This is a genomic window from Streptomyces sp. NPDC039424 (assembly GCF_055639495.1).
Map to the genome: position 1 here is coordinate 165377 of NZ_JBVKAI010000006.1, position 22383 is coordinate 187759.

At 71.2% G+C, this 22383-nt stretch carries 12 protein-coding genes and 2 pseudogenes; 10 read left to right on the plus strand and 4 right to left on the minus strand.

The genetic code is table 11. The features are described 5' to 3' along the window. Nucleotides 1-362: 362 nt before the first annotated feature. The 7 genes from ACZ7L0_RS17695 to ACZ7L0_RS17725 all read left to right on the plus strand — a co-directional run bounded on the left by ACZ7L0_RS17695 (nucleotide 363) and on the right by ACZ7L0_RS17725 (nucleotide 13337). Complete coding sequence (locus ACZ7L0_RS17695) at nucleotides 363-1976, plus strand: hypothetical protein (protein ID WP_471243373.1); 1614 nt, start codon at nucleotides 363-365, stop codon at nucleotides 1974-1976. Further along, nucleotides 1973-2551 (plus strand): hypothetical protein, encoded by a 579-nt coding sequence (locus ACZ7L0_RS17700; protein ID WP_471243374.1) that lies wholly within the window; start codon nucleotides 1973-1975, stop codon nucleotides 2549-2551. Before ACZ7L0_RS17695 ends, ACZ7L0_RS17700 begins: the two co-directional genes overlap by 4 nt. A gap of 77 nt (nucleotides 2552-2628) precedes the next feature. Further along, nucleotides 2629-5349 (plus strand): hypothetical protein, encoded by a 2721-nt coding sequence (locus tag ACZ7L0_RS17705; RefSeq protein ID WP_471243375.1) that lies wholly within the window; start codon nucleotides 2629-2631, stop codon nucleotides 5347-5349. 1 nt (nucleotide 5350) lies between these two features. After that, nucleotides 5351-8824, plus strand: coding sequence for a hypothetical protein (locus ACZ7L0_RS17710; protein ID WP_471243376.1), 3474 nt, complete (start codon nucleotides 5351-5353; stop codon nucleotides 8822-8824). Then, entirely contained in the window at nucleotides 8824-10488 is a 1665-nt protein-coding gene (locus ACZ7L0_RS17715) for a hypothetical protein (protein ID WP_471243377.1), read from the plus strand. Before ACZ7L0_RS17710 ends, ACZ7L0_RS17715 begins: the two co-directional genes overlap by 1 nt. 1 nt (nucleotide 10489) lies before the next feature. Continuing rightward, the gene (locus ACZ7L0_RS17720; protein ID WP_471243378.1) at nucleotides 10490-11845 is read left to right on the plus strand and encodes a hypothetical protein; all 1356 of its coding nucleotides are present in this window, start codon (nucleotides 10490-10492) and stop codon (nucleotides 11843-11845) included. A 1-nt stretch (nucleotide 11846) separates the two neighbouring features. Continuing rightward, nucleotides 11847-13337, plus strand: a complete 1491-nt coding sequence (locus tag ACZ7L0_RS17725; protein ID WP_471243379.1) for a protein phosphatase 2C domain-containing protein — start codon at nucleotides 11847-11849, stop codon at nucleotides 13335-13337. Between the two features lie 37 nt (nucleotides 13338-13374). Here ACZ7L0_RS17725 and ACZ7L0_RS17730 read toward each other — a convergent pair. Then, nucleotides 13375-13605 (minus strand): annotated as a pseudogene (locus tag ACZ7L0_RS17730) (Type 1 glutamine amidotransferase-like domain-containing protein); the annotation flags it as partial. 77 nt (nucleotides 13606-13682) lie between these two features. Next, entirely contained in the window at nucleotides 13683-14651 is a 969-nt protein-coding gene (locus ACZ7L0_RS17735) for an alpha/beta fold hydrolase (RefSeq protein ID WP_471243380.1), read from the minus strand. 116 nt (nucleotides 14652-14767) lie between these two features. Here ACZ7L0_RS17735 and ACZ7L0_RS17740 point away from each other — a divergent pair, with 116 nt between their 5' ends. Next, nucleotides 14768-15385, plus strand: a complete 618-nt coding sequence (locus ACZ7L0_RS17740) for a TetR/AcrR family transcriptional regulator (protein WP_471243381.1) — start codon at nucleotides 14768-14770, stop codon at nucleotides 15383-15385. 125 nt (nucleotides 15386-15510) lie between these two features. On the opposite strand, the gene ACZ7L0_RS17745 is transcribed toward ACZ7L0_RS17740, so the two are convergent. Continuing rightward, nucleotides 15511-17106 carry an FAD-dependent monooxygenase gene (locus tag ACZ7L0_RS17745; RefSeq protein ID WP_471243605.1) on the minus strand — a complete coding sequence of 532 codons (1596 nt, stop codon included), beginning with the start codon at nucleotides 17104-17106 and terminating at the stop codon, nucleotides 15511-15513. A 56-nt stretch (nucleotides 17107-17162) separates the two neighbouring features. Between ACZ7L0_RS17745 and ACZ7L0_RS17750 the strand changes: the two genes are divergently transcribed. Together ACZ7L0_RS17750 and ACZ7L0_RS17755 are read left to right on the plus strand one after the other, a co-directional pair. Beyond that, nucleotides 17163-17885 (plus strand): TetR/AcrR family transcriptional regulator, encoded by a 723-nt coding sequence (locus ACZ7L0_RS17750; protein ID WP_471243382.1) that lies wholly within the window; start codon nucleotides 17163-17165, stop codon nucleotides 17883-17885. Nucleotides 17886-18156: 271 nt separating this feature from the next. After that, nucleotides 18157-21621: an RHS repeat-associated core domain-containing protein gene (locus tag ACZ7L0_RS17755; protein ID WP_471243383.1), complete on the plus strand. Its 3465-nt coding sequence runs from the start codon at nucleotides 18157-18159 to the stop codon at nucleotides 21619-21621. Nucleotides 21622-21977: 356 nt separating this feature from the next. Here the strand turns inward: ACZ7L0_RS17755 and ACZ7L0_RS17760 are convergent. After that, nucleotides 21978-22370 (minus strand): annotated as a pseudogene (locus ACZ7L0_RS17760) (nucleotidyltransferase family protein); the annotation flags it as partial. Nucleotides 22371-22383 lie beyond the last annotated feature (13 nt).

Genomic DNA, 22383 nt, shown 5'->3' on the forward strand with positions numbered 1-22383 from the left:
GAAACGGGCAGCCGCTATCAGCGGCTTCCTCACCTGCCGAGCTGCTCACTTCCGTCCCGGAAGACATGTCGGCTCCCACGCTCCCGCGCCCTTTCCGACTGTCGTCATATCGCCCGCTCAATTCCGTACCATGACTGGTTTTCATCCGCTGAGCGGTGGCATATTTCTGACCATGTCCAGGCCCGGCCGGGGGGAGCACGATGGGTTGGCTGGAAAAATTGCGCCTGCCGCCGACGCGTACCGGCGGGGGCGGTGCCCGAGGCGCCCAAGGGAACGGGTATTCGCAGGCGGGGCCCACGCATCATGAACCCGGGCGTCTCGCGGCCGAGTTGCACGATCTTGCCGGGCATCCGCGGTGCACGGTGCACGCGGACGCGCTGCGCCGTCTCGCCGACGCGGTACGGACCGGCAGGGAGGACGAGTTACGCCTGTGGGCCGGCGGCGGCCTGGTCGCCGCCTACTGCGGGCCGGACTCGCTCACCGTACCCGCCGCGGCCGAATCGGGCCGGGCTCGGCGGCTGCGACGCCTCTCCGCGCTGCCCTCCGTGCTCGTCTTCGTCCCGCTGCTGGTCACATGGGCGGGGCTGGGGGCAGCCACGCACGCGTACCAGCAGATGCGCGAATCGGATGCGCGTACGAGCGGCGGTGCCGGCCCGTCCGGCTCTTTCCTCACCCTCTGGCAGCAGGGATTCCAGGGCCATCTCTGGCCGTTCCTGCGCTTCGACATGATGGTCGTCTACACCGTCGTGGCCCTGCTCGCCCTGATGGCGGGCACCGTCCTGAGCCGCTTACGGGCCCGCGCGGAGGAGACCGAACGACACCTGTTCGTCCAGCGTCTGTCGGGGGCGCTGGTCCAGGTGGAGGCGCTGGCCGCGCGCGCCGCGCACTCCTCCCCCGCACGCTTCGCCGAGGAACTCCAGGGCGCAGCGGCGGGCCTGCGGACGCTGCTGACCCGGGCGGCGGACGTCCAGGCAAGCGCTCACACCCTGCAGACGCGCGCGGCGACGGCTGCCGAGCGGCACCTCGACGCCGTCAAAGCGCTGGAGTCGGCCGTCGCGGAGCTGCGCGCGGGAACGGTGGACGTACGCCGGTCGGTGCACTCGGCCGCGCAGGCGGCGGGTGAAGTGGCCGCCGGCGCGCAGCAGCTGACCGACGAGCTGGCCAGGTCCGGCGCAGCGATGGCGAACAGCGTGGACCGGGCCGGGCAGTTGGCCGCGGACCGGATCGGCGCTGCCGGGCAGTCGACGGCCGAACGGATCGACAAGGCCGCGCACGAGGCGCGGGAGCGGGACGGCGAGGCGGCCGGCCGCGCGGCGGAGTGGATGCGCAGGGCCGTGCACGAGGTGACCGAATCCCTCGACGCCGTGCGGGCGTCGAGCGCGGAGTCGGCCCAGGTCCTGAACGCGACGCTGAGCGGTCTCGACCGCACCTTGGCGAAGCTGCCGGACGCCTTGGAAGGCGCCGCGGCCGAGGGGGCCGAGCGCATCGGCGGCGCCTACGACCTGGCGATCGCGGCCCTGGCCGCTGCCCTGCGCGAGGAGGTGAACACTCTGACCACGGAGCTGGCTGCGCGCATGGCGGAGCTGCGGGACGCGGGCTCCGCCCAGCAGGACGGCCAGATCCGGGCGCACACCCGTCTGCTGGAAGCGGTCGAGCGGTTGCACGGCGTACTCCGGTCCGTCACGGACGCTCCGGTGACACCCGGTTCCGTCGCGAGCACCCCCGCAACACCCCGCCCGGTCGCGGACACCCTGAACGTGTCCCCTTCCGCGCCGCCCCGCCCGCCCGCGCCGCCGCGGCCGTCCGTACCGCCCGAGCCCCGCTCCACGCCCACGAAGGTCCTGCGCCAGCCCGCGTCCGGGGATGAGCGGCCGGCCGCCGGAGCGCCCGGCACAGGTGCCGAACGGCATCCGGCCCGGCCGGGGCCTGCCGAGGATCCCCGGACCCGGCGAGCGGCGGCCGAGGAGGACCGGTGAGCAGGCGTGGGCTGCCGGTGGCGCGCCTGGCGGGCTGGCTCTTCGCGGATCTGCTGCTGGTCATGGTCCTGGTGGCGTTGGGCGGGACCGAGTGGCCCAGCGCCGGCCAGGTTCCCTGTGCCCGGTCGCCCCACTCCGCCTGCACACCGCCGACCACCCCCATACCCTCCACCTCGACGCCCGCCCGAAGTCACGACCGCTCCGCCCCGCCGAGCGGCGGACTGGACCCCGTCACCAAGTCGATCAGCGTGCACACCGATCCCGAGGCCCTCATCTCCGGCTCGAAATCGGCCGAGACCGGCCTGAAGCGTGAAGTCGCCCGGAAGGTACGGAAGTTCCAAGGCGAACGGGCCGCCTTCGTCATCGTCTTCGGCAACGCGGGGCGACTGCCGAGCGGAGCGGTCGACACCGGATCGAGCACGGCCTACGCGGAAGCCGTCGCCAGGCTTCTCCCCTCCGCCGCGCCGCGGTTCTTCCCGCCCTACGACGAAAAGATCATTCGCGGCTACCACAACACGGACCGGCGCGTGGCCTCCGGCACCGCCCGCATCGAGTTGTTCTTCCTTCTCCACTGACCCGAGGCATCACCGGCCCACGGCCGCGCCGACCACCCCACCGCCCCACTCTCGACCGCACTCACCGCGGAGTCGCCATGCCCCGTCCAGCCGCCCCGGCCGCCGCACGTCACCCGGCGGCCCCGCCCATCGGTCTCGCCGATCTGCAGCGGTACGTCAAAGAGGTCCAAGCCATGCTTCAGGACCAGGAGATACCGGACACCCCGGAGTGCCACGCCGCCCGGGACCGCGTCCGGGAAGCCGCCCGGGAGCTGTGGGAGCGGGCCACGTCCCCGGTCACCATCGGCGTCGTGGGGGAATACTCCATGGGTAAGTCCCTGCTGCTGGGGACCCTCCTCGGCAGCCCCGACCTGCTGCCGGTCGAGGAACGTGCCACCACCGGCAACATCACCGTGCTGTCGCTCAAGGCGGGCCGGCATGGCAGCCCGACCGGCGCGGCCGAGGAGATCGAGGTCCGCTATCTGACCGAGGCACAGCTCAGCCGCTGCGTACAGGACATCCTCTCCAGCCTGATCACCAGACTGGACGAGCGGCACCCGGAACTGGGCGCGGGCAAGGCGCTCGGCGGATACGACCCGGTGACCGACCCGGACGGCTGGGCACGTTTCGACGGCTGGTACCCGTGCCTGTGGCCGGCCCCGCCGGGCGCGGCCCCCCGCCCCGTACCTCCCGAGGCCGTGGGCGACACCTACCGGGACACCGTGGCCGAGTTGTGCCGGATCAGGGACGCGTTCCTCAGCCAGCAGCGGGAGGGCGTTCTCGGACAGCGCGTCCCCGTCAAGCGGGCGATCTCCGACCAGGCCCTGAAGCTGCCGACGGAGATGCTCACCCCTCCCGCGCCGCCCAAGCCCGTCTTCCAGCCGTTCGACCGCGAGAGCGTCAAGAGAGACCCCGTGGCGCTCGGCCACAGCTTCCCGCTGATCGAACGGGTGGTCCAGGAGGTCACGGTGTCTCCGGACCACTGGTCCCTGGGCGGCCTGCTGTCCGAACACCCCGTGCAGTTGCTGGACTTTCCCGGGATCGGCGCCGCGGGTTCCTACGGCAGGGACAAGTCCCTGAGCCGGCGGGCACTCGTGGACGTGCACACGATCCTGCTGGTCATCCTCGCCTCCCGCCCGCAGTCCAAGGGCGCGTCCGAGTTCTGGGACATGCTCCTGGAGGACGGCCGCACTCCGGAGGCCCTCGCCCACGCCGCACTGGTGGCCGCGAACGTCTTCGACCGGACGCATCTTCCGTCCCTGGCCTCCGTGCCGGGCCCCGGACTCCCGACGCACCAGTTGCTGCGGCACGCGGACGAGCTCAACGGGATCCACGTCCACGGCAACAAGTACGTCCGGGGCCGTCAGGACGGCATCGTGGTGACCTCGCCGATCCCCGCGATCCGCCGCTACGAGTTGTCGTACACCGGCCTCATCGAGGAGACACGCGACCGCGTCCGCAAGGCCATCGGCGCGCTGCCGCCCGTCGGCGTCCGCCTGTGGGAACCCATCGCGGCCCGACTCGAGGAGACGGAAACCGCCAATCCGTGGACCCCTCGGCTGCGTGCCTACGACGAGGACGGGGGCATCGGCCGACTGCGCACCCTGATCGAGGACCACGTCCGGAAGAACGGCGTGGCGCAGAAGCTGGAGCGCGCCGATGCCTCGCGACGCAGGCTCGACGCGGCCCTCCTGACGCTGCAACGCCAGGTGCACCGCGCCACCGCGGGCGACAACGCCGTCTACCGGGAGATCGCGGAGAAGTTCGCTGAGCTGCGCCGTCTGCTGGACCGCCAGGTGCGTCCGGCCCTGCACGCGGTACGGGATCCCGGCACGCCGCTCGCTACCGGCGCGGCGGTGCCCCACGGCGACGCCGAGGCCGTAGCCGCTCCTCCCCCGCCGCCCAGCCTGGCGGCGACCGCCGCCGCGGTGCACCAAGACGTCTTCCAGTGGACGCAGTGGCACCACCTGCTGGAGCGGGCCGACCGGGACCCGCGGCACCTGGTCACCAAGAGCAGGCCACCGGTGACCGAGCCCGTGGACGACGAGGAGCTGCCTCCCGGCTACGACTTCGGCGCGGACGCCGGTGAACCCGCCGCCGACGAGCCGGCGGAGGACAGTACGGACGTTTTCATCGACAACTTCCTGCAGACGGTCCGGCACTGGAGCCGGAGCGGCACCGACGGGCTGCGGGAGTGGTGCCAGGACTGGGCGGACCACTGGCAGCAGGAGTTCGCCCCGCTCCGCGCATGGTTCGCCGACCCGGGCACCGCCACCGTGCTCACGGAGCTGTACGTGCGCCGCTTCGGCGATGGCGCGAAGGCACGTGTGCGCCTGACACACCTGTGGAACGGGCTCGTACCCGCGAAGGCGGTCGAGAAGCTGATGCCGGCGCTCGGCCACCGGACGTGGGACGCGGCGGAACTCGAACAGTGCTTCCCCGCGCAGCCCCGTCACGCGCTGCCCTGGCACCACTTGATGCGGGACCTCGAGGAGTACCTCGAGGAACGGGAGCGCCATCCGCTACGCGTGACGGAGCTGCGCCAGCACACGGCGGTCGCCGCCGCCCGGGCGGTCACGGACCACCTCGGTGAACTGATCGGCGCGGTCGCCGAGAACCTCGTCCCGCTGTACGACCGGGCCTCCGCGGCCCTCCTCCAGGAGAGCGACATCGTGCCCCCGCCCCGGGAGGACCCGCCCGGCGGACCCTCCGGGGCCGGGGGGCCCTCGGGCTCGCCGGACGGTGAGGACGGTGCCGCTGACGACACGCACTCCGAGCAGCCGATCGACCGTCTCGTCCAGGCATGGAGCGTCGACTGACATGAGCGCACTGGAAATCTCGTTCCGCGTCCCGGGCCCCGCCGGGACCGAGTCCCCCGCCGCGGCACCACCGGGTGTCGTGGCCCTCGGCCGCCGCCACTTCCGTGTCTACGCCGGCCACCAGGGCTACACCCTCCCCGAGGTACTGGCGGAGCGCGAACCCGGTACCTCGGGCCACCTCTCCGTGCACCTGCCGCCCCGTGTGGAGGTCCGCGCCGAGCACGGAGTGCTCATACCGGCGCAGCTGGCCCACGCACTGGAGACGGTCTGGGCTCCCCAGGACTACACGGTCGTCAGCGTGGACGGGCCCCGTATCCTCTCCCGCGAGGCCGGGCTGCCGGTGAGCCTGGTTCACGGCGACCCCCGTACAGCGGACTTCGCGGGGACCGTGCCGGGGCAAGAGCTTCGCATCGACGTCCACTGGTCCGTGGAGTACACCGGATCGGCGGGCACGGCCACCGCTGTCGGCAGCGTCACCCTGGAGTTCGCCCCGCCCGGTGAACAGCCGCCGGACACGGCGGGTGCCACCGGACGGTCGGACTCCGACGACGAATTCCTGAGGCTGCGGCCCCCGCAGCCCACCTTGGACAGCCTTCAGCAGTTCGTCGCCGTCGACCTCGGTTCCACCGCCTCCACGGCGACCGTCTGGGACCTCGGGAGGATCACCCACAAGCTGGTCGATCCCGGCCGGGCGGCGGCGCTGGCGGACATGCTCGGCCGGCTGCTGGCGCCTCCCGCCGACTCGCCGGAGGAGTGGCGCAAGGCGGTGGAGGGCATCATGTCCGGCGGCATCGTCCTGGGCCGCCGCGGCGGGCAGCGGATCACCGGCAGGCAGGCCCTGTCCCGGCTGGACGACCCCCATGCGGTGGACGCCCTGATGGTGAAGGTCGAGCAGGCCCTGCGTGAGGACGGCCGGCCCGCGCTGCGGGACTGGCTGGTGCCGAGGCTCTTCGAGGGATACGCCCGGGTCATGCAGACACCCGCGCTGGACCGCCAGCAGCTGCGGCCGGTGGACTACACGGATGTCACCGGGGACCGGACCATGGCCCCCGCCAGCGCCCTGGTCGAACAGCCGCCAGAGCTCCACGAGAGCCGGGCCGAGACGGACGGCGGGGTCATGTTCACCGGCGCGCGGGCGCCCGAGGAGCGACACTTCGCCCTGCGGGGCTCGCATGGGCCCGGCGACGTCACCGCGATCACCGGCATCAAGCGCGCGCTGCTCCAGCAGCAGCCGCCTCGCCTCGACGGCACGGACATGAGCGCGGTCCATCTCACCCAATACCTGTATCTGCGCCTGGTGGAGCGGGCGGAGGAACTCCTGCACCGCCCGGCCGGCCGGGAACGGCCCACAGTCCGCACCGCGGTCATCACCTACCCGACGACCATCCTGCCGGAGATCAAACTCCGGCTGGAGAAGCTCGTCCGTGCCGGTCTCGGCATTCCGCAGGTGGTCATGGACTACGACGAGGGCCTGGCCGCCAGCCTCTTCTTCGTCATGCGGGAACTCTCCGACAACCAGAACCTCGGTCTGGAGGCCATGCGTTCCCGCTCCCGCCGGGTCGGCGACGACCCGCCGACCTGGCATCGCATCCTGCTCGCCATCGACATCGGCGGCTGTACGACGGACATCGCCCTGCTGCGCCTCGCCCTGGTGGACGGTACGCCCACCCTGACGAAGGAGCAGCAGTTCGTCTCCGGCCGTGACTACCGGCTGGAGCCCGTGCTGCTCGGTTCGACCGGGCACGGGCAACTGGGCGGAGACCTCTTGACCCTTCAGGTCTTCTACTGGCTCAAGGCGTGCTTCGTCGACCAGCTGCGGCTCAACGCGGCGGCGGGCGAGCCCGGGGAGCGCACCCTGTCCACGCGGGTCGCCGAACAGGCCGCCGACGCGCTCGGCACGATCGTGGCGCCCGACGTCCGGCTGACGCTCGACGAACACCTGCCGACGGACTGGGGTGACGAGGACCTCTCGGAGGAGGAACGCGATGGACTGAAGCTCCGCTTCAAGTCCCTGTGGGACCTCGCCGAGCACAAGAAGTGCGCGCTGGGCCAGGACGGCGACAGGCCGTCGGACGCGACGCTCACGATCAACAAGACGGATGTCCAGCTGATCCTCGGCGCGGCCCCGCACCGGCTGGGCCAGGTCAAGGAGGTCGTCCTCGACCCGGCCGACTTCCGCAAGCTGATGGATCCAGTGCTCAGGCGGGCCGCCGAGATGGGTGCGGACCTCGTCCGCACCGTCTTCACCCACATCCACGAGGACAACGCCAAGCGGGTCGCCAAGGGACTGGAGCCGGGGCCCCTGCCGGTCCTCGACCAGGTCGTGCTCTCCGGCCGCAGCAGCGCCCTCGCCCAGGTCGGGGAGACCGTGACCGACGTCCTCACCAAGGCCGACGCCGGTACGCAGCTGCGCCTCGGCTGGAATCCGACGGCGCTGTCCGTGGAACGGGGCGACATCGCCAAGCAGGCGACCTCGCTGGGGGCCGCGTGGGCCCACTCCACACGGGCGCTGGCGGGGAACCTGGCGCGCCGGAACGAGCTGTCCGACACGGATCCGTTGATCCGGCTGAGCGAACTCGACATCAGGACACAGGGGCTGTTCAGCAGTCTGCCCGGCGACTTCGGCGCGGCGGCGGAGGGCGGTGCGAGCGTACTGACGTTGCTGCGGGCCGGTACCCCGTTCGCCGAACTGGACGCACGGGGCCGCCGAGGGGTCCGTACGGGCTGGAGGCCGCTGACGGACATGGTGATGCTGCACCGGGCCACATCGTCCCGGGACTCCATCCTCTGGGGGAGCTTCAACCTGTTCCTGGCCGCGCACGACGAGTCGCTGCCGCAGCCGCTCGCCGAGGTGTGGGGGCGCAAGGACGGCTCCGGGGTCAACTACCAGCTGGAGCTGGACCAGGAGCTGTTCCCGTACATCCTGCTCTGCCACGGCACGCCCCGTCTGCTGGTCGCCGGGCAGGCGGTGGAGCTGAACGGCGCGCGCGCAGGGCTGGAATTCGACGCCGGGCTCGGCAGGTTCTCGCTGCCCGGCAGCATCTGCGTGTCGCTGGGCGAACCGGGGCCCGGCGGACCGGAGCTGGTGGAGGTGTTTCCTGCGACGCGGGACACGGAGCCGTATCTCGACGCCCTCTTCCACGAGACCACGGACTCCGAGGAGCCACCCGTGCCCGGCCGGACGGCGGTCGTCGACGCGCCGCCCCGGGACGGTGTCCACCACTTCTACCTGCTGCGCGAGGAGACGGGGGAAGCCGAGTACCTGGGCCGGCTCCCCGCACCCGGCGGGTCCGAACACCGCGCGACGCTGGACGCCCACGGCCGGCTGCGGATCCATCGCGGTGCCGTGCCCTACCTGCCCGCCGAGACCCTGCGCGAGGTCGAGCAGCGCCCCGGCCGGGTGCTGCACCGGCCGATGAACAGCGGCACGACGGATTTCAACCCGTACTGGGACCCGTGGACCGGGAGGCACTGATGTCCGACAACACCACCGCGGCCACGGCCACCGGCCACTGGGAGAGGTTCTCGGCGGCCGTGACCGCCTTCCTGCGGGAGGGGCCGTCGGCGACCCTCGACACCCTGCTGGACGCCCTTGACTCCTGCTGCTCGGAGCTGGGCAAGGTGGGGCCGCACGCCCCGTACCTCGCCGACGGATACGCCGTCGTCAACCGTGCCACGACCGCACGTGACGCCCTCGGCTTCGCGATCGCGGAGGGCAGGCGCCTGGCCGTCGCGGGGCCGCGCGGGGAAGTCACCGGCGACGGGTCCTTGCCTGACGCCCTGCCAGAAATGGGACCGGGAGCGGGAGTGGAACCGAGAACGGCAGCGGAAGCGGACGCGGCGCCCGGGAACCGGCCAGGGCCCGAAGCCGCGCCGGAACCCGAATCGCCGCCGGGACCCGAACCCGTGACCGCCCAGGAGCCGGACCCCGAAACCGGGCACACCCACGACCCGGACCCCGAAACCGGGCACACCCACGACCCGGACCCCGAAACCGGGCACACCCACGACCCGGATCCCGAAACCGTGGCCGCCCGGGAGCCGGACCCCGAGCCCCGGCCCGGGCCCGAAGCGGAGGCCAAGAGGCCATCCGGAGCCCGTCCCGGGCCCGGACCCACGGTGGACCCAGTGGCCCAGTGGGCCCTACGGATCGGCGTGTTGCGAGCGGAGGTGGCCAAGCGGCACCGCAAGCACTTGGGTTCTCGTGTGTCCTGCACGGGGGACGCGGCCGGCACCGAAGCAGCAGCGGCCGCGGCCTGGACGGCGTTTCACCTGACACTGCTGCGACTGCCGGACGAGACCGAATGGCGCGCCCGGGCGGCGCAGACCGTACGGGACTGCCTCGGTGCCGAACCGTCACATGACGATCCGGCCGTGATCGTGCCGGCGGTGCACGGCCCCGAGGAGACATCGGGCGCCGGTGGCCGCCCGGGACCGCACCGCCTGTGCGAGGAGACGGCGGCGCCCCTGGACTTGCGCGATCCCGCCGTCCTCCGGCGTGCCGCAGCCGACGCGCCCCCCGACGTTCTCGCGGCGCTCGGTCTCACCGCGGAGGTCGTCGACGTCCTGGGGCCCGACGATCCCCTGCTCGCTTGGGCGGCCCGGGCCGGGCAGGCCCTGACGCTGGCCCGGCTGGACGCGGGGCTGTGCGCCGTCGACGACTTGAGCATGTCTCCCGGCGCTGTCCCGCTCAAGGACGGCAGTCGCCGCAGGACGTACGAGATACGGCTGTGCACCAACCTGAAGGGCGCCGCCGAGGCGCTGCGCGGGGACGACTGGACGGACGACGAGCGGCTCGTGTCCGCCCACCGGCTCGACGGAGTGCTGGGCTCCTTGCTGCACTGGCCCCCGGCCGCCCCCGAAAGCTGGTGGTGGCGGTGGCGCCTGGGGGTGGCGGACATCCTGCGGCCCCTGGCGCGCAAGGCCGACTACGAGCTGGTCGCGGCGCCGGGGACCTGGACGGAGAACGATCTCAACGAACACACGGAGACCAAGACCAACATGGGCTACTCGGCCCGGCAGGGGCCCTTGGTGATGTGGCTGCTGCAGACACCGCTGCGCCGGACCGGCGCACAGCGGACGGACCTCAAGGGACGGGTGGTCCGCCGTTCCGCAGCGCCCGCGATCGGCGGGCCGTGACATGACAGAAGTCCGTGCGACCGGCCACGACCTGGTGCAAGGTCCGTGGTGGGTGCGTGCGAGCGCCGTACTCGCCGCGTCCGGGGTGGGCCGGGCCGCCGGGTTCTCGCCGCACCTCGCGGCCGATGTGGCGCTGCTCGGCGCCGGACCCGGACGGCGGGTTCCGGTCCGGGTGGCGGTGGTCCGTACCGGCCCCGGCCCTGGGCCGGTACCGCTGCTGACGGGCCTACGGGTCACCGATCCGCCCGTGGACGGGGACCTTCTTCCGGTCTCCGTGGTGCACTCGGGCGGCGTCCCTCGTCCCGAACTCCGGTTCGCGCCCGGTCAGGTCGCGGCGCTGAACCACCTGGCACGGCTGCTGGCCACCCGGCCGCGCGTGCTGGACGAGGCACTGCGCGCCGCGCCGGGGACGGCGGCGTGGCTACGTGTCCGCGCCCAGGAGGGTGCGGTCGGGCAGGTCTTCTTCGCCCCGAGCTGCGCGGGTGCCGACGAGGTCTCCCGCACCTGGCGCCGCTGCCAGGATCTCGCCGCCACCGGCCGGTTCTCGTCGGACCTGGACGCCGCGGTGGCCTCGGTTCCGGCGTTCTCGGCAGAGATCCACACACCGTTCGGCGCCTCCCTGCTGCCCTGGCCCGCGCCGGGCGTGGACGACCTGCGGATCGAGGTCGTCGACCTGCCCATGCCGTCGCCGGGCGAGATCGGGCCCGCAGCCCTGCGTGTGCTGCGCCGGCGGACCCTGGAAATGATGAACGCCGCGCATCTCGTGCTCGCCGCGGTGCCCGCCTCCGCGCTCGCCGGGGACACGCAGCTCCCCGCCGCCGTCGGTGAGCTCGGCACCCTGTTGGAGCAGACAGGGCGGCTCCCTCATGCTCGGATCGTGCTGCTCGCCACGGTGTCCGGGCTGCGCGGCGCGCAGGGCATGACCGACCTGGGCGGTTGGCTGCGGAAGCCGGTTCGCCGTGTTCTCGGGCCCGCGGCGCACGGGCTGCCTTTGTACGCCGTGGCCCTGGCGGAGGCCGAACAGGCGGCGCGACTGCTCGACGACACGGTACGGCGGCCGGAGCACGCGGTACGGCAGGCGGAGGCGGACTGGGTGGCCTCCGGCGCCGCGGCACTGGCCGACGGCGTCCTGCGTCCGCTGCTCGACGGGGCCCGCGAGCATGTTCCCAAACTCACCGCCCGGCGGCTCTTGGCGGCGTGCCGGGACATCCGAGTCGCGTGCCGGGAGGTGACCGCACGTCCGGTGGAACGCGGCGGACTCGGCGGACTCGGCCCCTGGGACGACCTGGAGGCCTTCGCGACGGCCGGGCTCGCCCGGCGGGTCGTGTCGCGGCTGGCCGCCGAGGAAGGGCGATGACATGGAGATCGAACCGTTCGGCTTGGTGACACTGCTCGTCCTGCTGTTCACCTCGCTGGCGCTGCTCGGCGTACTGGCCGTCCGGACCCATCGCAGGTCTCCCCCGTCCCTCCCGGCGCCGAGCCCGCCGGGGCCGGGTCCGGAAGAGCTCGATGGCATCCGCAGCGCCTACGAAGCCCAGCTCACCGCCCTCCGTGGCGAGCGGGAACAGGCGCTCGCCGGCCATCACGAGCTCCGCGCGCGGCTCACCGATCTGGAGCGCGGCAAGGAGGCTGATGTCGCCGCGCTGCTGTCGGCCCGCCTCCCCGTGCTGAAGGCGCGACTGGAAGCCGAGTTGAGGGCGGGATTCGAGGCTCGGGTCGCAAGGCAGGTGGAGGCGAGGCTGAGGGCCGAAGTCGACGCGCGGGTAGAGGCCAGACTGGCGGCCGAAGTCGAAGCACGGGTAGAGGCCAGACTGGCGGCCGAAGTCGAAGCACGGGTAGAGGCCAGACTGGCTTCGGTAGCACAGGCACGACTCGCCGCGCGGTTCTCCGTGGGGCAACTCGCCCCGGACGGTGGCGTGCCCGGAGAGACGCCCGAGGCCGTCGACCCGCCCAGCGGGGGGCCGTTCACGCTCACCGTGCCGCAGCCGCTCCCCCGGGGCAGGGACGCAGCCGCCGACAGCACCGTCGACGGCGCGGACCTGGGCCCGCTGATCGTCCGGGCGGCGTCCGTCCGGGGCGAGCGGCAGCGGGAGGACGGTGAGCACCGGCGGGACGCGGTCCTGCTCCGGGCGGTGGAAGAGATCCCGTCCCCCACACTGCTCAGCGTGGTCGCGGCAGGTGCCCCGCGCGCGTCCTGGTCGCGGTCGGCGGCGGAACGGGCCTGCGAGAGCCTGACCGCCGAACTCGGCAGATACAGCCGTCAGCTCGGCGACGAGCTGTATCGCGCTCCGGGCACGGCCGGCGAGGAGGCGAACGACGTTGAGCTGCAGGGCATGCTGTGCACCGCGGTTCAGGGCGTCGCCCGGTCCGTACGGCTCCTGGCGTGGGCCAAGGAGGGCGGTTCCGCCCCCGCTGCCGGCGACGCCGGTGCGGCGAAGGACGCAACGGTCGAGGTCGCGCTCACCGCGCTGCTGACCCGTCTCGGTGATCACGGGGTACGTCAGCACGTGGGGTTCGGCGTCGGTGATGGCTCCGTGCTGCGGTTGCGGGAGGGCGCCTGGCAGCCAGTCCTCAGCGGCACCGCGGAGGCGCGACTGCCCGCCTCCCCGATGGCATTGCGTTGCGCGCGCTTCGAGACCCGGCCGGGCGATGTGCTGGCCGTTTGCAGTCCCCACATGGCTCAGTTGCTGCGCCGCCCGGAGCTCGGGGAGTGGTTCGCGCACACGTGGGCGGGTCTGCCGCGGGACCTGCCGGCTTTCCTCGACGAAGTGCACGTCCCGGCGAGACACGCGGGCGGCGACCGGTCCGTCGTCTGCCTATGGGACTTCGGTGAGACCCGCCGCCCCTAAGGGGCGGCGCGTTGTTTCCCAAGGACTGCGCGTCGAGTCACGGATGAAAGCGCCACTGGCCTTCGGAGATGACATCCATGGTGCCGCCGTTGACGCGAACAGCCGTGTCGTCGTCGATGAAACAGATCGGGAAGTCCGCCCGCTCGACGATGCGATCAGCCCAAGCGTCGTCCCGCTCCGGGAAGTCCGGCGAGTACAGGTGCGGCTTCAGATACGAGTCGAAGAGACCGAACGGCGGCTCCACCGTCCTCGCGCCGAGCACGTGCACGAACGGCTTTCCCAGCAGGTCCCGCAGTGCGTCCCGCAGCGTCGCGTTGCGCAGACCGCTCGCCGTCAACAGAAGCTTCACCGGGCGAGCCAATCATGGCCATCAGGGGCGCGCAATGCACCGGGTGACCGGCTCGCATCGACGGAGGCCATGAAGTTCAGCATCCTGCGGTTCATTTCCTTCGCGTGGTCGATCTGAGGTCCGTGGCCGGTGCCGGAGATGATCTCGGCCCGGGCGCCCGGTATCAGGCGTGGCACGCGCTCTACTTGCCGCTGAGGGTGCACCAAGAGGCTGCGCTTGCCGAGCACAAGGTAGAGCGGAGTACGGATGGTGGACAGTTCGTCCTCCGACAGGGGAAGCGGCGCGGGGCGGCGGATGCGGTAGGCGCGGACGGCCGTCCTGATCATCGTGCGCAGCTCGGGCACGACGAGGACCGGCTGGTCCAGCCAGGCCGCCAGTCGCGGGCGCAGCGCCTTGGGTGCGAAGGTCGCGAAGAGGCTGGCGAAGATCCAGACGAAGAAGCGCAGTCCCACCTTCTCCAGGCCGCCGGGGTCGAGCAGGGTGACCGAGGCGAGGCGTCCGGGCCTGCGGTGCGCCTGGTTCACGGCGAGCCAGCCTCCGTAGGAGGTGCCGACGAGGTGGACACGGTCGAGCCCGAGCCCGGCGAGCGTCTCATCGAGCCACTGCGCGGCATGTTCGGGCTGGTGAATGGGTTCGCGCTGGACGCTGCGGCCGGGATCGCCCGGGGTGTCGATGGCGTAGACGGGGCGGTCGGCGCTGAGGGCGGGGGTGTTCGGATACCACATGGCGGAGCAGGAGCCCGCCCCGTGCACCAGGACAACGGGGGTGTGGGACTGGGCCGCAGGGTCGGCGGGCCCGTAGCGGTACACGTGGGTGGTGCCGAACGTGGTCTCCACGTCCTGTTCCGCGAGGGCGGGTGCTCCCAGTGCGTAGACGGCCTCGCAGACGGCGAAGTAGCGGTCGCGCCGGGCGTCGCTCACGTAGCGGCCGACGTCGGCCTGGGTGCGGGCAATGGTCTCGGGCACGGCCGCCTCCGGAGGTATCGGTTTCGTGGTACGAACGTATCACAACGTTGATACGGCTGTACCATCAAAGGGCCCGGCGTGAACCCGGCGGAGACGATGAAGCGGAGAACCGGCCGATGCCCAAGCGTGTGGACCATGCGGAACGGCGCACCGAGCTCGCCGAGGCGCTCGTCCGGGTCGCCGGGCGACGCGGGCTGCATGCCGTGGGGATGCGCGATGTGGCAGCCGAGGCCGGAGTGTCACTGCGGCTGGTGCAGTACTACTTCGAGACCAAGGAAAAGTTGCTGCTCTTCGGGCTGGAGCACCTGGCCGAGAAATTCGGGGAGCGGCTCTCCGCCCGCATCCGAGCCGCCGGGGACAGTCCGGGGCCGCGCACGACCATCGAGGCACTGCTGATGACGGCGTTGCCGACCGACGAAGAGAGCCGTACCTTCCACCACCTCTACACCGCGTACGCCGTTCTGGCCGTGACCGACCAGACGCTCGCAGCCCAGCCCTTCATCAAGAACCCTGACGCCGCCGAAGACACACTGACCGAACTCCTCCGGCAGGCACAGGCGGCAGACCTGCTGCAGCCCGGCGTGAACGCACAGTTGGAGGCGGCCGGCCTGCTCGCGATGTCCGCCGGACTCGGCACCAGCATCCTCGTCGGCCAGCGCAGTCCCGAGTCCGCCGCCGCAGTCCTGGACAACCATCTCAACCGCGTCTTCCGCACCGGCGATACGGCCGGTTGACCGTCTGCGCCACTGGCCTCCAGCCCGACCTCGACAACAAGCTCCGCATCGTCAGCTTCCGTCACCGGCGCCAGGCGGCGTGAAGTCAGCGTGAACGGGACGATCAGAGAGCGCGGCCACCTGGATCATCGACGTGAGGACGGCGGCGAGCCCGCCCATCGGCGCAGGGCGGCTTCGAGGCCGGTGACGGCGGCGATGCCGGTGGTGTCGGAGGCCCAGGCGACCACCCCGTCCGGGCGCACCAACACCCCGGTCGGCGTCGCGTGGTCGTCGGTCACGCTGCTCACTCGCCCGGCCCAGGCCGCGCCGAGGCGGGCGAACGTCCCGTCAGTGGTGCGGTCGAGCAGCAGGAACCCGCCGCCGTGACCGTGGTCGACCAGACGGGAGCCGTCCCTCAGGCACAGGTCGGGGACGAACCGCCCGACCAGCGGATGGTCGCCGGGCAGGTCGATGCGCTGCGTGACACCGGAGATCTTCTTGACCGCGTAGGTCGTGCCCGCCCGAGTGTTCAGCAAGTCGGCGACGACTTCGCGGAGCGCGGCCGACTTGGCGTCCCCGCGCATCACCCCGGTCTGGGCCCGCGTCCAGTTCAGCACCCAGGCGCCAAGGGGACGCCGCTCGGCGTCGTAGGTGTCGAGCAGCCCTTCGGGTGCCCACCCGGCGACCACGGCACCGAGCTTCCAGCCGAGGTTCATCGCGTCGCCGACCCCGAGATTGAGCCCCTGACCGCCGAACGGCGAGTGCACGTGCGCGGCGTCGCCGGCCAGCAGCACCCGCCCCGACCGGTAGGTCGCGGCCTGGCGGGCGTTGTCGGTCCAGCGGGTCGCGGCGCCGCGCAGTGCGGTCAGCGTGACGTCGGTGCCCGAGACCCGGCGCAGACTGGTCTGCACCTCCTCCAGGGTGACCGGCGCCATGGGGGTCCGCCCGCGCGAGCGAGGCCGAGCGTGGGGGAGGTCGGCGGGAGCGCCGTCGAACTCCACGGTGACCACCCGCCCGGGTTGTGGCCCATAGCGGTACGCCCCCCGGGTCGACCACCCCCAGCCGTTCGCGAGCTTCTCCGGGTCGGCGATGTCGACGACCGCGAGGTGTCCGGTGAGTTCGGGGTCGGTGCCGGGGAAGTCGATGCCCGCGAGGCGGCGTACGGTGCTGCGCCCGCCGTCGCATCCGACCAGCCACCCGGTGCGCACCGTGCCGGCGGTAGTGCCGACGAGCACGCCGTCGCCGGTGTCTTCGAGCGCGGTGACCTCCACCCCGCGACGCACCGGTACGCCGAGTCGCGCGACATGGTCGGCCAGCAGCTCCTCCAGCTGACGCTGCGGCACCATCCTCGCTCCGGCGACCGAGGCGTGCGCGGTGATGTCGGCATCGGACCAGTCCACGAGGTCGGCATCGAGGATCATCCCCGCGAAGTGCCCGGTGAACCGCGACTCGCGTGCTCGCCGGTCGCCACCGGGCGGCTGGTCGTCGGCCTTGCGGGCGAACGGCCCCACCCGTTCGAGGATCTCTCGCTGCACCTTTTCGGCGGCGGGCAGCAGGCCGCGGCGATCGAGTGCCCCGGCCGTCGGCACGTTGATCGACCCCGCCTTCATCGCCTCGCTCGGCTCGGCCAGTCGCTCGATCACCTGCACCGTCGCCCCGGAGAGCGCCAGCTCCGCGGCGAGCACGAGGCCCACCGGCCCGGCTCCGACCACGGTCACGTCCACGTCCTGCTTCACATCGATATTCACGAACAGTGTTCTATGTACGAACAGTGTTCGTGTCAAGTTATAGTGGTCGGGTGAACCCGAGAGAGCGACGTGCGGCGCGCCACCAGCCGCCGAACCCCGAGGCCGAAGCCGCCCCCAGGCCGCGGCGCCGCAAGGCCCCGATCACCGTGGAGCAGGTCGTCGACACCGCGCTGGATGTCGTCGCCACCGAGGGGTACGAGGCACTGACCATGCGCCGGCTGGCCGGCGCCCTTGACACCGGACCCGCCTCGCTCTACGCCCACGTCGTCAACAAGGCCGACCTCGACGAGCTGCTCATCGGGCGGCTGTGCGCCGAGCTCGTACTGCCCGAGCCCGACCCCGCGGCCTGGCGGGAGCAGATCCGCGGCGTGTGCACCCAGATGCGCGACCAGTACCTGAAATACCCCGGAATCTCCCGAGCCGCGCTCGCCATGGCCCCCACCGACCTCGAAACCATGCGCGTCAGCGAGGGAATGCTGGCGATCCTGCTCACCGGCGGCGTCGCCCCGCAGTCCGCCGCCTGGGCCATCGACGCCCTCCTGCTGTACGTGGCCGCCTATTGCCTTGAGCTGTCGATCGCGCGCCAACGATCAGCACATGATGACGCCCCTTGGGTCCTCGACCGCGACGAACTGCTGCACCGGTTCACCGCCCTGCCTGCCGAGACCTTCCCCCACACCACCCGCCACGCCGCCGAACTCACCGCCGGCGAGGGCCACGACCGGTTCGACTTCACCCTCGGCCTGATGATCGACGGCCTCGCACAGACCTAGCCCGACGGTCCGGTCGGCCGTCGTCGCATGGAAGCGTTTCGGCCTGCTTCCGGGCCGTTCAGGCCTGCCGTGCCCCCTCGAATCGAGAAGCTTCACAGCTTTCGTCACTGTTTGGTGTGCTGCGAGCAGTTGAAGGGGAGGGGCTGGTTCCCGCACGTATGTGAAGGAGATTCACGGGAACGGCACGGATTTCTGTGCGATTCCCATGGCAACTTGTGGGCGCCCGGTGACCGGTGGGGTCACCGGGGTCCGTCTTCCTATGGGGGAAGTCATGCCCACGCGTGCCTTCGGCATGCCCTGCCGGCGTGCCCGTAAGAGATCAGCCACCGCGATCGGCCTCGCGGTCGTCACGTCGGCCGCACTGGCCCTCTCGGCGCTGCCCGCAGCGTCCGCGACCGCGGCGGAGCCCAAGCCCGAGTCGGCATGGGGTCCGGACAGTCCGGACTTCACGATGCCGGCGGTGAAGGTCGGCCCGAACCGTCCGCTGAAGTCCGAGCCGTCGAAGAACCCGACGGATGAGGTGTATCTGCCGTGGCTGCGGCAGCAGCGCGAACACGCCGAGCACCCGACCGCCAAGGCCGGCGCCAGTCCCTCGTCCTCCCGCGCCACCACCGATACCTCCGTGCGGAGCCTGGTGCCCGAAGGACAGGGCAACGTGCCCTGGCACCGCTACACCAGCTTCGCGATCACCGATGCCCTCACCGCCCGCATCGACTACTCCACCGGCAATCTGATGCTGACGGCGACGGACTTCGACATCGCCGGCGTGGGTCAGCGGCTGAGGCTGGCGCGGACGTACAACTCACTGGACGCCCCGTGGGGCCGGGTCTCGCAGCGGTGGTGGCAGCAGTACGAGCGCTACCTGTCCGTCTCCAGCTCCGAGGTGATCCTCTACGACGCCTCCGGAGCCACTGTCCGTTTCACCAAGAACAGCGACGGCACCTTCACCACGCCCAAGGGCTACTCCGAGGACCTGAAGGAGAACACGGACGGCACCTACACCCTGACGAAGTGGAAGTCGGGTGCCAAGGAGACCTACAACCAGTACGGATCGCTGACCAAGGTCACCGACCGCAACCACGGCACGATCACCGTCGACCAGCACGACGAGAACGGTGAGAACAAGGGCTTCCGGCTGACGGAGACCCGCTCGGGACGCTGGATCGACCTGTCCAAGACCTACCCCGCGCAGTGGCAGGCCAAGGACAACACCGGCCGCACCGCCGTGTACGACCTCGACGCGAACGGCAACCTGGCCACCACCATCGACACCGAGGGCAAGACGGTCGACTTCCGTTACGACTCCTCCGGCCGGATCGACAAGATCACCACAGCTGAGGGCCGGGTGACGGTCTTCACCTACGACGCGGTCAACCGCGTCACCAGCATGCTGCGCGGCACCGGCTTCAACAGCGACGGCCACACCGGCCCGACGTGGACCTACACCTACAGCGCCGACTCGCCGACCGCGGCCGGCACCACCAAGGCCACCGACCCTGAGCTGCACGCCACCACATACAAGCACGACGGCGACGGGCAGGTCACGGACGTGACCGATGCGCTCGGCCGTTCCCGGCCGACGAAGTTCGACGCCAACCACAACATCGACACCGCCGCGGACGCGATGGGCTCGGGCACCACCCCGGGCAACGTCACCGACTACGGCTTCAACTCCCGCAACAACCTGGAGACCGTAACCGTCCCGACGGGCGGGAAGGCGGTCAACTCCTGGCAGACCATCGCCGGCGGGGACGTCCCCAAGGACTCCGTCAACGCGGACGGCGAGAAGACCGAGTTCAAGTACGACACGGTCGGCAACACCACCTCGGTGGCGCAGACCGGCACCGGCGGGGGCAGCGTCTCCTACGACTACAACCCCGCCACCCCGACCTGCGGCGGCTTCGAGGGCCAGCGCTGCGCCGAGAAGACGAAAATGACGTCCGCGAAGACGGTCACCACCGGCTTCCACTACAACGCCAAGGGCGACCTCGAGTCGGTCGAACCCCCTGCGCCGCTGAAAAAGACGACCTACACCTACGACGACCTGGGCCGGACCAGGACGGCCACCGACACCCGCGGCGTGACCGTCTCCTACACCTACGACAACCTCGACCGCATCCGCACCGTCACCTCCCCGCACACGGTGAAGGTCGAGTACTGGTACGACGGCGACGGCAACCTCGTGCAGCGCTCGGACGGCACCGGCACGACGAAGTACGAGTTCGACCCGCTGCAGCGGGAAACCGTGCGCACCCTGCAGGACGGCTCCCAGACCCTGCTCGCCTACACCCCGGCCGGCAACGTCGACTACTACCAGGACCCGGCCGGCAAGGTCGACTACCAGTGGAACGAGGTCAACAAGCTCAAGGAGCTGAAGGACCCGCAAGGCCGAATCACGACGTACGAGTACAACAAGAACGACGTGCGCACCACGACCACCTACCCCGGCGGCACGGTGCAGAAGGTCGACGTCGACAACTCCAGCCGCCCGAAGAACATCAAGGTGACCTCCGCCCAGGGCACCCTGGTCGACCTCGGCTACACCTATGCCTACGGCACCGACGGGAAGACCGACGGCGCCAAGATCCGCACCAGCACGGACAACGTCCGTGGGACCAAGCGCACCTACTCCTACGACGGGGCGGGCCGCTTCTCCTACGCCAAGGAGGAGACGAACGGCACGATCACCGATTCCTGGCAGTACTGCTACGACCTGGCCGGCAACCTCACCTCCCAGGGCACCGACCCGGGTTGCCCCCGCGGCACCACCTACACCTACAACGACGCCCAGCAGCTGACAGCCAAGTCCAGCACCAGCGGCGCCTGGTCCTACGATGAGATCGGCAACGAGACCGCCGGCGCCTCCACCGACGACTACGTCCGCACCGGCGAGACCTACACCGACCACTCCCAGCTGACCTCGATCACCGTCGCCGACAAGACGTACACCGGGCAGTACGGCTCCACCGACCAGAGCGAACGCATCCGCCTCGGGGACACCTACTTCCACAACGGACCCGTGGGCCTGTCGGCGAAGACGACGGCCGGCGTGGACATGGGCTTCAACCGCGAGCCCGGGGGCACGTTGAACTCCATGACGACCGGGGGCAAGAGCTACTTCTACCTCACCGACGCCATCGGCAGCGTGATCGGCTTGGCGGACGAGGACGGCAACAAGGTCGACACCTACACCTACAGCCCCCGAGGCGTGCGCATCCTGGCCCAGTCCAGCGAACCGGTCGCCCAGCCCTACCGGTTCGCCGGCAACTACCAGGACCCCACCGGCCTGTACCACCTCCAGGCCCGCTACTACGACGCCAACATCGGCCGCTTCACCCAGCCCGACCCCTCCGGCCAGGAACAGAACCCCTACCTCTACGCCGAAGGCGACCCCGTCAACCGCATCGACCCGAACGGGCTCTGGAGTTGGTCGGGCGGTCTGGACGCGTGCTTCTGGGTGTGCCTGGGCGGCGGATACTCCAAGGACGACTCCGGGAACAGCGGTTTCTACCTGAAGATCGGTGTCGGGCTTCCGGGCATAGGGGGCGGCTTCGAAGGCTCCACAGGCGGGGCAGACGCGGGGCCGTCCGCTTACGGTAACTGCGCCGCCGGCTGGGGCACGGTGGGCGGCCAAATCGGCGGTCAGGGCGGATCTCCCACAGTCAGCGGGAGCGGCGGGCTCGGTACGTACGCGTCGACCCCCACATGCAGCGGGGGGTTGCAGATCCAGTTCTGACAAACAGGTTGAAGCCCGCCCCGTGACCGGGGCGGGCTTCAGGCCAGGCGCTCTCAGCTCCACAACAGGAGGAATGAATGCGTATCTTCCTATCCGTTTTCGGCATCCTCGCAGGCCTGGGGCTCATCCTCTACAGCAAGAGATTCGCCCGCGCGGCCGCCGGTCAGCGCAACGTCTTCGGCCGGGCCAACGCATCCGCCGGGGAGTCCACCATACGAACAGGTCCCCTGATCATCGGCGTGTTCCTGATCATCATCGGCATCCTCGCAGCCACCGGAGTGGCCCAGGTGGGCTGACCCCGGCGGGCGGGTGCGGAATCGCTGTCGCCCTGCGGACGAGGCTCTTGTGGTGTGCGCGGAGGGCCAGTCCAGTACGGTCGGCTCCGGCCATTGCTCCTGCCATCGCGCTGCCTTGGCCTCATAGACCGAGCGCGGGGCGCGCACCGGATTCGGCCGGACAACCAGGTTGAACACGTCGGAGAGGCCGTGCGGCGCGTACACACGCCACCGGCCGTCGGCCTCCAGACGCACCCCCAGGGAGCACGTCGTCGCGGCGAAACTGTCGATCGCCGCCTCCGTGGACTCATACGGCGGACACGCCACTGCGAACTTGTCCTCGTACCAGAGGTGAACCCGCGCTTCGTTGCGGATCTCCACCTCTGCAGGCGGGTCGGCAAAGATCTCCCGCCCGGCCTCGATCACCGCGTTCTCCTCCTCCCAGGACAGATCCCCCGCGTCGAAGTAGAGCACCGCACGCAGGGAC